Raw genomic sequence first — 13,121 nt, forward strand, 5'->3', positions numbered from 1 at the left:
CAACCCTAAAATGCCCAGAATTATTAAATCCGGTCTCATCCAGATGAGCTTGCCGATGACCGAAGGCGAAGGCTCCATCGAGGAAATCAAGGAAGCCATGGTGCAAAAGCACATTCCGCTCATTGAAGAAGCCGGCCGCAAGGGCGTGCAGATTCTGTGTTTGCAGGAAATCTTCAATACCCCGTATTTCTGCCCCGGCCAGGACAAAGCCTGGTACGCCTCGGCCGAAGCCGTGCCCGGCCCCACCACCGAGCGCATGGCCGAATACGCCAAGAAATACAACATGGTGATGATTGTGCCCGTGTACGAGCGCGAGTCGGCCGGTTTCCTTTACAACACGGCCGCTGTGATTGACGCCGACGGCACCTACCTTGGCAAGTACCGCAAAAACCACATCCCGCACACCACCGGCTTCTGGGAGAAATTCTTCTTCAAGCCCGGCAACATGGGCTACCCCGTGTTCCAGACGAAGTATGCCAAAGTGGGCGTCTACATCTGCTACGACCGCCATTTTCCCGACGGCGCCCGCATCCTGGGCCTGAACGGCGCCGAAATCGTGTACAACCCCTCGGCCACCGTGGCCGGCCTCTCGCAGTACCTCTGGAAGCTGGAGCAGCCCGCGCACGCGGCCGCCAATGGCTATTTCATGGGCTGCATCAACCGCGTGGGCGAGGAGAAACCCTGGAACCTGGGCCGCTTCTACGGCACCAGCTACTTCGTGGACCCGCGCGGTCAAATCATCGCCGAAGCCGACGAGTACAAGGACGAGCTGCTCATCGCCGAATTCGACCTCGACATGATTGACGAGGTGCGCAACACCTGGCAGTTCTTCCGCGACCGTCGCCCGGAAACCTACGAGAAGCTGGTAGAACTGTAGGCGCTTGGCTGACATAAAAACGGTCATGCGAAGGATAGTCGGAGCATGACCGTTTTTTATTTCCTAATAATTTCGAATTAACCTGCCCCAATGGCTGAATTTTCTACACCCACCACCGAGCAGCAATTCGCGGAAAACTTCGCGCAATTGAAACCGGTGATGAACCGCACCGAGGCGCTCTACGAAAGCTCCCGCTGCCTGTTTTGCTTCGATGCGCCGTGTATAAAAGCGTGCCCGTCGGGGATTGATATTCCGCAGTTTATCCGGCAAATAAATTCGGGCAATGACACTGGCGCGGCGCGTACGATTTACGAGGCTAATTACTTCGGCAACGCCTGCGGCAAGGTGTGCCCTACCGAAGTGCTCTGCGAAGGCGCCTGCGTGTACAACTTGCAAGAGGTGAAGCCGATTGAAATCGGTCGCCTGCAGAGCTACGCGACTACGAAGGCCATCAAAAGTGGAAAAAAACTGTTTGGTCCCGGTGAGGATAATGGCAAGAAAGTAGCCGTTATTGGAGCTGGCCCGGCGGGTATATCCGCTGCCTGTGAGCTGCGGACGCTCGGCTACGAAGTCGATGTTTTTGAGGCTAAAGCCCAGCCATCGGGTCTGACGGTGTACGGGGTTGCCCCGTATAAAATCACCAACGAGGAAACCCTGGCCGAAATGGCGTATTTGCAGTCGCAATTTGGCTACAACGTGCATTTCAATTCTGCTATTTCGTCGCGCGATGAATTGGCCGGATTAGAAAATAAATACGACGCTATTTTCCTAGGTATCGGTTTGGGTAAAACCAACGAATTGGGATTGCCCGGCGAGGATAAAATAAACTGCACCGGCGCGGTGGAGTTTATTGCCGAATTGCGTCAGCACCATCACGAAGTGGCAGTGGGGCGCAAGGTAATTGTGCTCGGCGGTGGCAACACGGCCATGGATGCGGCTTCGGAATCGTCGCGCCTTGGGGCTGAGAACGTAATTCTGGCTTATCGCCGTGCCAAGGAAGAAATGGGCGCTTACGAATTCGAGTACGACCTGGCCAAAGGGGTAGGGGTGAAGGGCTTGTTCAACGTGGCGCCGGTGGAAATTACCGGCAATGGCTACGTGGCGGGCGTGAAATTTATTCGCACTGAAACCAAGGATGGCCGCGTGCAGGAAATTGCCGGCTCTGAATTTATCGAGCCGTGCGACATGGTGATTAAAGCCACGGGACAGGCTAAGCAAACGGAATTTTTGAATTTAATTCCGGGGTTGAAGCTGGATAACAAAGGCCGCATCATAGCCAACGCCCATACCGGGCAAACGTCGAACCCGAAATACTTCGCTTCCGGCGATGCCTGGAACGGCGGTGCCGAAGTGGTGAACGCGGCGGCCGAAGCCAAGCTCACGGCGCGCGGTATTCACGCCTATTTGAGCAAGTAATTCACGTTCGCAACCAAAAGGCACGTCATGCTGAGCGTAGTCGAAGCATCTCGCGTGTGGTAGTAAATAAATCGTTTAACGATGCGAGCGAGATGCTTCGGCTGCGCTCAGCATGACGTTCTGAGAAATAAAATCCCATGCCCGACCTCTCCATAAATTTCGCCGGCATTAAATCGCCGAACCCGTTCTGGCTGGCCTCGGCGCCGCCCACCAATTCCGGCTACCAGGTGATGAAAGCCTTCGATGCCGGCTGGGGCGGCGCGGTGTGGAAGACGCTGGGCGTGCCCGTCGTGAACGTGTCGAGCCGCTACGGTGGCGTCAACTACCGCGACAAGCGCCTCGTGGGCTTCAACAACATCGAGCTGATTTCGGACCGGCCGCTCTCGCACAACCTGCGCGAGATTGAGGAAGTGAAAAAGCGCTTCCCCAACCACGCTGTTATCGCCTCGCTCATGGTGCAGAGTCGGCAGGAGTGGCACGACATCGTGCGCGCCTCGCAGGACGCCGGCGCCGACGGCTTCGAGCTGAACTTTGGCTGTCCGCACGGCATGTGCGAGCGGGGCATGGGCTCGGCCGTGGGGCAGGAGCCCAAGGTGCTGCAAATGATAGTGGAATGGGTGATGGAAGTGGCCCAGAAGCCCGTCATCGTGAAGCTCACGCCCAACATCTCCGACATCACCGAGCCCGCCATGGCCGCCCGGCGCGGCGGCGCCGACGCCATCTCGCTCATCAACACGATTCAGAGCATCGTGGGGGTTGATTTGGATAAGTACGCGCCCTATCCGATTGTGGACGGCAAGGGCACCAACGGCGGCTACTGCGGCCCGGCCGTGAAGCCCATTGCCCTGAATATGGTGAAAAACTGCGCCCAGCACCCCGACGTGCGCCTGCCCATCTCGGGCATCGGCGGCATTGAGAACTGGCGCGACGCCGTGGAGCACATCCTGCTGGGTGCCAGCTCGGTGCAGGTGTGCACGGCGGCCATGCACTTCGGCTTTGGCATCATCCGGGAGATGACGGCCGGCCTGGAGCAGTACATGGTGGAGAAGGGCTTCAACACGATTTACGATTTCGTGGGCAAGGCCCTGCCCAACGTGCTGCACTGGGAAGACCTGAATATGAAGTACAAGGTGACGGCCAATATCAACGAGGACAAGTGCATTGGCTGCCAGCTGTGCTACACGGCCTGCGAAGACGGCGCCCACCAGGCCATCAAGCTAAACGCCGGCACCCGCGTGCCCGAAATCATCGAGGAAAACTGCGTGGGCTGCAACCTGTGCTCGCTGGTGTGCCCCGTGGAGCAGTGCATCACGATGGAGCAGACGGACTCCGGCACCGAGCACCTCACCTGGAAGGAACGCACCGAAGCCGGCACCGCACCCACCGAATTCGAGGACGAAAAGGCCGGTGGCCGGCACCATTGGGTGCCCGAGCCCAGTGCCGCGCTCGGTAAAGAGCGCCACAAAACCCTGCCCGGCAAAGCCCGCCTGTATTCGGGCGAAACCGAGGTGCCGGCGGGAGCATAAGTCTCTGGCGGTTGTGCGCCAAAAAATGCCATCAGCAGAAAAGCCCCTTGGTGCATCACCAAGGGGCTTTTGGCTTCGTGTGAGACAATGGGTTGCCGTGAGTGAGACAACCAGTTGGCCAACGGCAAAGGGGCATGGGCCTTTTATACAAACCACAACGGCAGGTCAGGCAGCGACGTATAAATAAAAGGCTTGAACGACAGGATGAACGCGCCGAAAAGTCAACTATTCCAACGCGCATTTTGTCTTATTAACAAGTTTGTATGTGTCATTCAATGTGCTTACGCACCTTCGCCATGAAAACGAAATCAGTGATTTTTGCCTTGGGCCTGTGCCTGCTCTTGTTGAGCGGCTGCGTGGCTTCGGTGGGCACTGGCTACGACTACGGGTACTACCCGCCGGCTCAGCCGTATTATCCTCGCCCATACTACGCCCGCCCTCATTACTACACGCCTCGCCCCGCGGTGGTGGTGCCGGTTCGGCCGTATTACCGGGGCAGCTACCATGGGGCATACCGCGGTGGCAATGGCTATCACGGCGGCTACGGCCGGCGCCGCTAAGCGCAGTTGCTAGCCGAAAAAGCTACAAGAGAGGCTGCACGCTGATGAGGCGGGCAGCCTCTTTTTTTGCGCCCATTTAGCCGATGCTCCGCGAAGTTGAGTCCGGTGTTCGTTCTTTGGCAAAACTTGGGGTTTTCCGGTATGAAATTATTTGCCCGGGTGCCGCTGCGCCTGCTTTTATTCGCACTTGCGCTGGGCCTGCTGCCTACCACTGCCCGCAGCCAGGGATATGCCGAGGGCGTGGGCCTGAATTACGAAGTACTGCCCCTGAAGCTTGGCGCCGCTGAAACGTCGTTTCGGGCCGATATATACCGGGCGAATGCCATAGTGCCCATTGCCCTGGCCGCCGATAGTAGCCGCGGGCTGCTGCTGGGGGCTAGCCTGGAGGCCCTGCGCTTTAGCGGGCCCCGGCCAGGTTTTGCCGTGGGAAATGTTTATGGTCTTTCGCCGGTGCTGGGCTATCGGCACCGCGTTTCGTCCAAATTAGAGCTCACTGCGCTGGTGCTGCCCGCACTGAACTCCGACCTGCGCGATGTGCGTGCAGGCGACCTCACGTGGGGCGGGGTGCTACGGGCCGGCTACCGCACCAGCCCGCGCCGGGCGTACCGGCTCACGGTGGGCTACCGCCAGCAGTTTTATGGCCCACAGTACGTGTTGCTGCTCGGCCTCGACTGGCGGCTGGGGCAGCGTTGGCGGCTGTTTGGCGACTTGCCCACCACGTTCAATGTCAGCTATGCGGTGACACCGCGCGTTAATGCGGGTTTCAACCTCAACGGCATCAACACCGCTTACCGGTTGCAGGAGCAGAATCGTTATTTTCAGTACTTACAGGGGCATTATGGGCTGTTTGCGGAAACCTACGTGAGTGCGCGCTGGGCCCTGCGCGCCACGGCGGCCTACGCCGTGACGCGGCGCCTGGAAGTGTACGCACAGGAAGACCAATGGCCGGCCACCCTCGATTACATTGGCCTGGGCCAGGCGCCAACGCCGCTCAGCCCGCGCGTCGAGAAAGGCTTGGCTTTTCGACTTGCGCTGAGCTACCGGGTGCCAACGCCGTAGCTGGAATTGTGGGATAACTCAGGCTGAAATGACGGCGTTCGCGGCGGCTTGGGCAGGAATGGACGGCGAGTCGGCGTGAATGGACGCGGTGGTGTCGCGCAAATGCCGGGGGGCGCGGCCGTTTTTTACCGCCTGCACTTCGGCCACAATGGCCAGGGCAATTTCTTCGGGGGTTTCGCCACCCAGGCTCAGCCCAATGGGGCTGTGCAGCCGGTGGCCGAGAACGTGGCTGCGCTCGGCTTCCGACAACTCCAGTTCTTCGAGGAGCCGGCCGGCTTTGGCCCGGGGGCCCAGCAGGCCGATGTAGGGCGCGGCCGTGGGCAGCAGCGTTTGCAGCGCGGCCAGGTCGTAGGCGTAGTTGTGGCTGAGCAGCACGTGGTAGGCGGCTGGGTCGGGCGATTGGGTTTCGAGCTCGCGCACGGGCACAATGCGCACCTCGGCAGCTTCGGGAAAGCGGGCGGGGGTGGCTAGGTTGGGCCGGCCATCTACCACGGCCACGTGCCAGCCCAGTGAGGCGGCGAGGCGCACCAGCGGCTGCGCATCGTTGCCGGCGCCGTACACGACCAAACGCAACGGGGGAGTGAGAATTTCCAGCAGCGCCCGCACGGGGCCGGCGTCGGTTTCGATGTTGAGCACCCGCGACTGGCCCTGCGCCAGGGTGTCCAGCGCCGCCTGCGCCAGGGGCGAGGCTAGCAGGGGAGTGCCCCGCACCGCGCCGGTGGCCGAGAGCAGCAGCCGTTGGCCCACGGCGGCCCGCAGCCCACTGGCGTCGGTTTCGAATACCGTGGCCAGCACGGCGGGCTCGGGATGCTGGGCAAAGCCGCGCAGCAACTCAATAGGATTGTCGGGCGCGTCAAATCGCAACGGCTCCAGCAGGATGCGAACCACGCCCTGGCAGCCGGGCCCCAAGCCGTGGCGCGGGTCGTCCTCGTCGCGGGTGTCGTAGGTCACCAGCGCCGGCTGGCCCCGGAAAATGGCCTGCCGGGCCCGCTGGCGGGCATCGCCTTCCAGGCAGCCACCGCTGATGGCGCCGGTCAGCTCCCCATCTTCCGTGACGAGCATGCGGGCGCCGGGGCGCCGGTAGGCCGAGCCCAGCACCTCGACCACCGTGGCCAGGGCGCAGGGCCGGGCGTCGGCGCGGTGACGGTCGTAGGCCAGCAGCAGGCGTTGGAGTTCGGTCATGGGGTGTGCGGGATTGACGCAATCAGTACGCCCCAGCGTGAGGCGGGGTTATGCAGAACCACCGGGCGGCGAATGCGGTTTTGGCTGCGTATGGCTGCATGGTTAACGCTCAGTCCTCGGGCAATTGGGTAGCTGGTTGCTGTTCAGCTGCTTGGTGGCGCAGGCAGTTGGAGGCATGTGCATGACATGAAGCGGTTTAATATTGTTGCTATGAGCGTCGCTATTCCCATCTACCCATTGAGCGCCCTCGCCGAAACCGAGGAAAAACCGGCGGCAGTGTTCTTGCTGGGACCCCATTCGGCGTCTGCCCAGCTGCCCATCAACCTGCCCTACCGCAGCAGCTACTACAAGGTTGGCCTGTGCCTGCGCGGGCAGGCTCGCCTAAATGTCAACCTGGAAACCTACGACGTCGGCCCCAATTCGCTGATGGTGTTATCGCCCTACGTCATCAAGCAGTGGCCATCCTTCAGCACTGATTTTGAAGGACTGAGCATCTTTTTTACCCAGGAATTCATTTCGGCCAACAGCAGCCTGCACCTCGATGCCTTTTCCTTTTTTGAGCGCGATGCCCGGCACGTGTTTACCCTGACGCCCGCGCAGGCCGATAGCATTGCGGCGCTGCTGCGCACCATTGAGCAGAAATACCACGAGCCGCACGCCTACCGCGACGAGATTCTGCGCAGCCTCATCCACATTCTGCTGCACGAAACCGCGCCCATCTACAGCCTGCAGCAGATTTCGGCAGCGGCCGTGCTGCCGCGCGGCCACCAGATTGCGGCTGCGTTTAAGAAGCTGGTGAATACGCATTACGCCGCCGAGCGCAGCCTGGCGTTCTATGCCGATAAGCTGTGCATCACCCCCAAGCACCTGGCCGAAACCGTGAAAGACGCCACCGGCAAGCGTGCGGCCGAGTGGCTGACCGAGGCCGTGTTGCTGGAAGCCAACGTGCTGCTGCAAAATCCGGCCCTGACCATCGCCCAGGTAGCTGATAATCTGAATTTCGCCGACCAGTCCACATTCGGCCGGTTTTACAGGAATAACACTGGGGTGTCGCCGGCGGCCCATCGGCAGCAGTTGTGAGCTGAGCCAATAGGCCGGGGCGCAGTAGGCGAATGGTTTGCCGCAGTTGGGCCCAGTTTTTCCGCCGTTTTGCTCTTCTGGGCTGCGGGTGGGCCACCCACCTTTGCTGCACACTTATAGCAACCAGAAGCACCATGAAAATAGTTGTAACGGGTTCCCTCGGGAACATCAGCAAACCACTGGCCACCGAGCTGGTGCAGCAGGGGCACGCTGTCACGGTCATCAGCAGCAAGCCGGAAAAGAAGCCCGAAATTGAGGTGTTGGGCGCTAACGCCGCCATCGGTTCCGTCGATGACGCGGCATTCCTCACCTCAACTCTAACCGGGGCCGACGCTGCCTATCTCATGATGCCGCCCAGCTTTGCCGAGCCCGACTCGCGGGCCTACCACCAACGCATCGGCCAGCGGTACGCAGAGGCCATTCAGCAGTCGGGCATTCAGCGGGTGGTGCAGCTGAGCAGCTGGGGCGCGCATCGCTCGGCAGGCACCGGCGGCATTCTGGGCACGCACGACGTGGAGGAAATTCTGGCCAAGCTGCCCGGCATCGCCCTCACGCACCTGCGCCCCACTTCTTTTTATTACAACATGTTCAGTTTCATCGGGATGATAAAGGCGCAGGGTGTTATTGGCGTCAACTACGACGGCAACACGCGGGTGGCCTTTGTGCACTCGTTGGATATTGCCAACGCCGCCGCGGCCGAGCTAACGGCCCCAACTGCCCTCGGCCGGCACGTGCGTTACGCAGCCAGCGACGAGCGCACCGCCAACGAAGTGGCGCAGGTGCTGGGCGCCGCCATTGGCCGGCCCGGGTTGCGCTGGGTGAGCCTCACCAACGAGCAAATACAGGAAAACCTGCTCCGGCATGGCCTGCCCGCCGCCCGCGCCTCTGAAATTGTGGACATCTACACCAGTATCGGCAACGGTACGCTGGGCGAAGACTACGAGCAGCACAAGCCCGGCCTGGGCCGGGTAAAGCTGGAAGATTTCGCGAGGGAGTTTGCGGCAGCCTATGCCGCGGCGGTTTAGCGAGCCGGCGAGATAAGCAAAAGCGCCCCGTAACCAATTGGTTGCGGGGCGCTTTTTATGTCACCTCAGCGGCAGTTGTCGTAGCAAAGGCTACAGCAGCTTGTCAATCGTCACGGGCAGGTCGCGCACGCGCTTGCCGGTGGCGTGGTAGATGGCGTTAGTGACGGCGGCGGCCACGCCCAGCAGGCCTACTTCGCCCAAGCCTTTGATGCCGAGCGGGTTCACCTTGTCGTCTTCTTCGTTCACAAAAACCACGTCAATGTCGTGGATGTCGGCGTTCACCGGTACGTGGTATTCGGCGTAGTTGTGGTTCATGTAGCGGCCGAAGCGGTGGTCCATCACCGATTCCTCCATCAGGGCCGAGCTGATGCCCCACACCACTGAGCCGAGCACCTGGCTGCGGGCCGTTTTGGGGTTCAGAATGCGGCCGGCGGCCACGGCGTTCACCACGCGGGTGACGTGCACGGTCATCAGCTCCGGGTCCACCTTCACTTCCACAAACACGGCGTTGTGGGCGTGCATGGAATATTTCGGGGGCTTCAGCATTTCCAGCTTGGCCAGCACGGTGGAGTTTTCGGCTTCGATTTTGGCCTCGCCGCTGGCTTGCACAATGTCGCGCAGCACCACGGCCTGGGTGTCGTCGGTGCGCAGGCGCAGCTGGCCGTTGGCAAACTGCACGTCCTCAATTTTGGCGTCCTTGAAGGCCGGGTGGTCCATTTTCTGGGCCTGTTTCAGCAGGGCTTCGCCGAGCTTGGTGCAGGCTTCCACCACCGAGTTGCCCACCGAAGCCGCCGTCCAGGAGCCGCCCTGTAGCGGCGACTGCGGCAGCGTGGTGTCGCCCAGCACGAACGTCACGGCTTCGAGGGGCAGGCCCATGCTTTCGGCCGCAATCTGCGTCATGATGGTGTAGGTGCCGGTGCCGATTTCGTTGGTGCCGCTGCTCACGGTGAGGTGGCCGTCGGCGTCGAGGCTGGCTTTCACGGTGGCCGGCATCTTGGAGGCATCCCAGATGCCGCCGCCCATGCCCCAGCCCACCAACAGGTTGCCGTCCTTCATCGAGCCGGGCGCGGCGGTGCGCTTTTCCCAGCCAAATTTGGCCGCGCCCTCGGCGTAGCATTTGCGCAGGGCCTTGCTGGAGTAGGGCAGGTTCTGGGCCTGGTCGAAATCGGAATAGTTGCGGATGCGGAATTCGAGCGGGTCGAGGCCGGCGGCGTAGGCCATTTCGTCCATCGCAATTTCCAGGGCGATGGAGCCCGAAGCCGCGCCCGGCGCACGCATGTCGAGCGGCGAATACACGTCGAGCTTGCTCAGGCGGTAGCCCAACTCCACGTTTTCGCAGTCGTAGAGCGTGCCGCTCCAGCCCACCACGTTTTCGGTGAAATCCTCGAACTGCGAGGTTTCGGCCACGGCCACGTGGTTGATGCCGGTGAGCGAGCCGTCGGCGGCAGTGGCCAGGGCCACGTGCTGCAAGGTCTCGGGCCGGTGGCCGAAACTGAACATCTGCTCGCGGGTGAGCGACACGCGCACCGAGCGCTCCAGCTGCAGCGAAGCCATGACGGCCAGAAACAGCTGGTACTGCGGCCGCAGCCCAGACCCGAAGCCGCCGCCGGTGTACTTCGAAATCACCCGGGCCTGCTCGGCGCTCAGCCCGAATACCTTCATCACGTACTGCTGGCTGTTGAAAGCGCCCTGCGTTTTGTCGTAGATGTTCAGGTTCTTATCGCCGAGCCACTCCACGGTGCTGGCAAACATCTCCATGGGGTTGTGGTGCTGGGCGTGGTGCGAATACTGCGCCTCCATGTGGGCCACGCCTTCTTTCCAGCCCTTGCCAAAGTTGCCGCGCGACTTCGGCGGCTTGTAGCCGGTTTTGCCCCGGCCGGGCTCGTAGGCTTCGTCGAGGTGCTTGGCCAGCTCGGTTTCGTGCGCCACTTCCTCGTACTCGATGTGCAGGATGGAGGCAGCGTAGCGGGCCAGCTCGAACGTATCGGCCACCACCAGCGCCACGGGCTGCAGGCTGAACTTGATTTCGGCGTCGTGCAGCGGCCGAAACGGCGAGCCGCCGGGGGCCACATCGTCCTTGTAGCTGCGGTCGAGAAAAGCGAAGCCGGGCACGTTTTCATGCGTGAAAACCTCCTGCACGCCGGGCAGCGCTCGCACCGCCGCACTATCGATTTTCGTGATTTTGCCCTTGGCAATCGGGCTGCTCACCACGTAGCCGTACAGCAGGTCGGGCACGTTAAATTCGGCGGCGTACTTGGCGGTGCCGGCCACTTTAGCCGGGCCATCGACGCGGTTGGTGGGTTTGCCGATGTAGTCGGTGGTGTGGCTCATGGGTTGGAGTTTTGGAAGGCGTTGGTGTCGAGCACCTGATTCATTTCGGTGGCTTGCTTGAGCGCCCGCACGATGGCGCGCCGGGCCAGCTCAATCTTGAAGGTGTTGGCGCCGTAGCCTTTGGCACCTTCCAGCACCTTGGCCGCCACGCGGCCGAAAGTGGCAGCGGTGGCCGGCTGGCCTACAAGCATTGCCTCGGCCTCCTTGTCGCGCCAGGGCTTGTGGGCCACGCCGCCCAGCGCCAGGCGGGCATCGGTAATGGTGTTGCCGTCCAACTCCATGGCCGCCGCCACGCTCACCAGCGCGAAGGCGTAGCTGGTGCGGTCGCGCAGCTTCAGGTAGCTAAAATTCTTCTCGAAGCCCTTGGCGGGCAGGTCGAGGCTGGTGATGAGCTCGCCGGGTTCCAGGGTGTTGTCGCGCTCGGGCTGGTCGCCGGGCAGGCGGTGGAAATCCTCGAACTGGATGGTGCGCTCGCCGTTGGGGCCGCTCACGCGCACCACGGTGTCGAGGGCGGCCAGGGCCACGCACATGTCGCTTGGGTGGGTGGCAATGCACGAGTCGCTGGTGCCCAGAATGCCGCACACGCGGTTGTAACCGCCAATGGCCGAGCAGCCGGAGCCGGGCTCGCGCTTGTTGCAGGGCGTGGCCAGGTCGTAGAAGTAGTAGCAGCGGGTGCGCTGCATGAGGTTGCCGCCGTCGGTGGCCATGTTGCGCAACTGCGGGCTGGCCCCGGCCAGAATGGCCTGGTTCAGCAGCGGGTAGCGGCTTTCTACTTCGGGGTGCCAAGCGGTGTCGGCGTTGGTGGCGAGGGCGCCGAGACGCAGGCCGCCGTCGGGCAGAGCTTCTATGGCGTCGAGGCCCAGCTTTTTGAGGCCAATGAGGTGCGTGGGCCGGGCCACGTTTTCCTTCATCAGGTCAATCAGGTTGGTGCCGCCGCCAATGTAGGCCGCGTCGGGGTGCGCGGCTTTGTCCTGCACGGCGCCCGCCACGGCCATGGCTTGGGTGAAAGTGAAACTGTTCATCTGAATTGAATGAGGAATGAAGGATATTTACTTCGGCGGCTCAACGGGCGCGACGTTCTGATTGGCCGCGCCGGCCGACCAAGCCTTGTCCTCCAGGATTAATCCTTCGTTGGTAAGCACTTCCATCACGGCGCTCAGGATGTTGCTGTAGGCGCCGCAGCGGCACACGTTGCCGCTCATCAGCTCGCGCACCTGGGCTTCGGTTTTGGCCTTGCCTTCGTTGAGGAGGCCCTGGGCCGAGCAAATCTGGCCCGGCGTGCAATAGCCGCACTGAAAAGCGTCGTGGTCGATAAACGCCTGCTGCAACGGGCTGAGCTTGTCCTCAGTGCCCAGGCCTTCGATGGTCTGGATGTGGGAGTCGTCGTGCATCACGGCCAGCGAGAGGCAGGAGTTCACACGCTTGCCGTCGACCAGCACCGTGCAGGCGCCGCACTGGCCGTGGTCGCAGCCTTTCTTGGTGCCCGTCAGGTCGAGGTATTCGCGCAGGGCGTCGAGCAGGGTCGTCCAAGGCGCTATTTCGAGGGTGTGGTCCTGCCCGTTGATATTGAGGCGAACGGGCTGGGTGGGGGCCAGGGCCACCGGCGGGCGGCCGAGCGGAGCTTGGGTAACTTGGCTCATAAAGGTGGGTGAAAGAAGGTGATAGCGTGGAAAAAACACTCGCAATCAGCGCATCTCTCCCCACAGCCGTGCTTAGCTATACGTCCCGACCGGGCCGGAATGTTGCCTTGTCTCGCCGTAATAAATGCAGTTGGAGAGAATGGCCGGGGCCTTTGGGGCTGGAAAGAAAGGCAGGGAGCTGTGGGCCAGGGCCACGCCCGCCCCACAGCCATTTTCCCTCGCCGAGAAGAAAGCTTCGTTTGTGGGGCCAAAAGGCAAGCTCGGCTAGCCGTAGCGGGGGCGCAGCAGCCGTAACGGTAATTTTGCGATAAATAATTGACCATTGCTTTGGCCATGGTGCTAATTTAACACCGCTTTGTTTTAGATGCTTGCCAATTTTCAGCACCATTTTCGGTTTTATTTGGCGTTAATTCTTTCCGCGCTGC

Annotated in this window: 11 protein-coding genes; 7 read left to right on the forward strand and 4 right to left on the reverse strand. The window is 61.6% G+C overall.

Annotated features, from left to right (window positions below):
- Positions 1 to 10: 10 nt before the first annotated feature.
- From MUN81_RS09090 to MUN81_RS09110, 5 genes are all read left to right on the forward strand, one after another.
- Positions 11 to 877 carry a nitrilase-related carbon-nitrogen hydrolase gene (locus tag MUN81_RS09090; protein WP_245116983.1) on the forward strand — a complete coding sequence of 289 codons (867 nt, stop codon included), beginning with the start codon at positions 11 to 13 and terminating at the stop codon, positions 875 to 877.
- A gap of 90 nt (positions 878 to 967) precedes the next feature.
- A complete protein-coding gene (locus tag MUN81_RS09095) occupies positions 968 to 2,293 on the forward strand; it encodes an FAD-dependent oxidoreductase (protein ID WP_245116984.1) in 1,326 nt (441 codons plus the stop codon).
- Between the two features lie 137 nt (positions 2,294 to 2,430).
- Complete coding sequence (gene preA, locus MUN81_RS09100; RefSeq protein ID WP_245116985.1) at positions 2,431 to 3,819, forward strand: NAD-dependent dihydropyrimidine dehydrogenase subunit PreA; 1,389 nt, start codon at positions 2,431 to 2,433, stop codon at positions 3,817 to 3,819.
- A 296-nt stretch (positions 3,820 to 4,115) separates the two neighbouring features.
- Entirely contained in the window at positions 4,116 to 4,379 is a 264-nt protein-coding gene (locus MUN81_RS09105) for a hypothetical protein (protein ID WP_245116986.1), read from the forward strand.
- Positions 4,380 to 4,520: 141 nt separating this feature from the next.
- Positions 4,521 to 5,438, forward strand: coding sequence for a DUF6268 family outer membrane beta-barrel protein (locus MUN81_RS09110; RefSeq protein WP_245116987.1), 918 nt, complete (start codon positions 4,521 to 4,523; stop codon positions 5,436 to 5,438).
- An 18-nt stretch (positions 5,439 to 5,456) separates the two neighbouring features.
- On the opposite strand, the gene MUN81_RS09115 is transcribed toward MUN81_RS09110, so the two are convergent.
- Entirely contained in the window at positions 5,457 to 6,620 is a 1,164-nt protein-coding gene (locus tag MUN81_RS09115; protein WP_245116988.1) for an XdhC/CoxI family protein, read from the reverse strand.
- Between the two features lie 210 nt (positions 6,621 to 6,830).
- Between MUN81_RS09115 and MUN81_RS09120 the strand changes: the two genes are divergently transcribed.
- Both MUN81_RS09120 and MUN81_RS09125 read left to right on the forward strand, forming a co-directional pair.
- The gene (locus MUN81_RS09120; RefSeq protein ID WP_245116989.1) at positions 6,831 to 7,700 is read left to right on the forward strand and encodes a helix-turn-helix domain-containing protein; all 870 of its coding nucleotides are present in this window, start codon (positions 6,831 to 6,833) and stop codon (positions 7,698 to 7,700) included.
- 134 nt (positions 7,701 to 7,834) lie between these two features.
- Positions 7,835 to 8,725: an NmrA family NAD(P)-binding protein gene (locus tag MUN81_RS09125; RefSeq protein WP_245116990.1), complete on the forward strand. Its 891-nt coding sequence runs from the start codon at positions 7,835 to 7,837 to the stop codon at positions 8,723 to 8,725.
- A 90-nt stretch (positions 8,726 to 8,815) separates the two neighbouring features.
- Here the strand turns inward: MUN81_RS09125 and MUN81_RS09130 are convergent, their stop codons facing one another.
- Genes MUN81_RS09130 through MUN81_RS09140 form a run of 3 tightly spaced genes read right to left on the reverse strand, consistent with a single transcriptional unit; the run spans position 8,816 to position 12,696 of the window.
- The gene (locus MUN81_RS09130; protein WP_245116991.1) at positions 8,816 to 11,056 is read right to left on the reverse strand and encodes a xanthine dehydrogenase family protein molybdopterin-binding subunit; all 2,241 of its coding nucleotides are present in this window, start codon (positions 11,054 to 11,056) and stop codon (positions 8,816 to 8,818) included.
- The gene (locus tag MUN81_RS09135) at positions 11,053 to 12,078 is read right to left on the reverse strand and encodes a xanthine dehydrogenase family protein subunit M (protein WP_245116992.1); all 1,026 of its coding nucleotides are present in this window, start codon (positions 12,076 to 12,078) and stop codon (positions 11,053 to 11,055) included. Before MUN81_RS09135 ends, MUN81_RS09130 begins: the two co-directional genes overlap by 4 nt.
- Positions 12,079 to 12,105: 27 nt before the next feature.
- Complete coding sequence (locus MUN81_RS09140) at positions 12,106 to 12,696, reverse strand: 2Fe-2S iron-sulfur cluster-binding protein (RefSeq protein ID WP_245116993.1); 591 nt, start codon at positions 12,694 to 12,696, stop codon at positions 12,106 to 12,108.
- Between the last annotated feature and the right edge of the window lie 425 nt (positions 12,697 to 13,121).

It is taken from the genome of Hymenobacter sp. 5317J-9 (assembly GCF_022921075.1).
Classification (GTDB): Bacteria; Bacteroidota; Bacteroidia; order Cytophagales; family Hymenobacteraceae; genus Hymenobacter.

Bases quoted from the DNA above. Each gene is read 5' to 3' on its own strand.
- MUN81_RS09095 (WP_245116984.1), top strand. From the start codon at position 968: ATGGCTGAATTTTCTACACCCACCACCGAGCAGCAATTCGCGGAAAAC.
- MUN81_RS09115 (WP_245116988.1), bottom strand. From the start codon at position 6,620: ATGACCGAACTCCAACGCCTGCTGCTGGCCTACGACCGTCACCGCGCC.
- MUN81_RS09090 (WP_245116983.1), top strand. From the start codon at position 11: ATGCCCAGAATTATTAAATCCGGTCTCATCCAGATGAGCTTGCCGATG.
- MUN81_RS09105 (WP_245116986.1), top strand. From the start codon at position 4,116: ATGAAAACGAAATCAGTGATTTTTGCCTTGGGCCTGTGCCTGCTCTTG.
- MUN81_RS09120 (WP_245116989.1), top strand. From the start codon at position 6,831: ATGAGCGTCGCTATTCCCATCTACCCATTGAGCGCCCTCGCCGAAACC.
- MUN81_RS09135 (WP_245116992.1), bottom strand. From the start codon at position 12,078: ATGAACAGTTTCACTTTCACCCAAGCCATGGCCGTGGCGGGCGCCGTG.
- MUN81_RS09125 (WP_245116990.1), top strand. From the start codon at position 7,835: ATGAAAATAGTTGTAACGGGTTCCCTCGGGAACATCAGCAAACCACTG.
- MUN81_RS09110 (WP_245116987.1), top strand. From the start codon at position 4,521: ATGAAATTATTTGCCCGGGTGCCGCTGCGCCTGCTTTTATTCGCACTT.
- preA (WP_245116985.1), top strand. From the start codon at position 2,431: ATGCCCGACCTCTCCATAAATTTCGCCGGCATTAAATCGCCGAACCCG.
- MUN81_RS09130 (WP_245116991.1), bottom strand. From the start codon at position 11,056: ATGAGCCACACCACCGACTACATCGGCAAACCCACCAACCGCGTCGAT.
- MUN81_RS09140 (WP_245116993.1), bottom strand. From the start codon at position 12,696: ATGAGCCAAGTTACCCAAGCTCCGCTCGGCCGCCCGCCGGTGGCCCTG.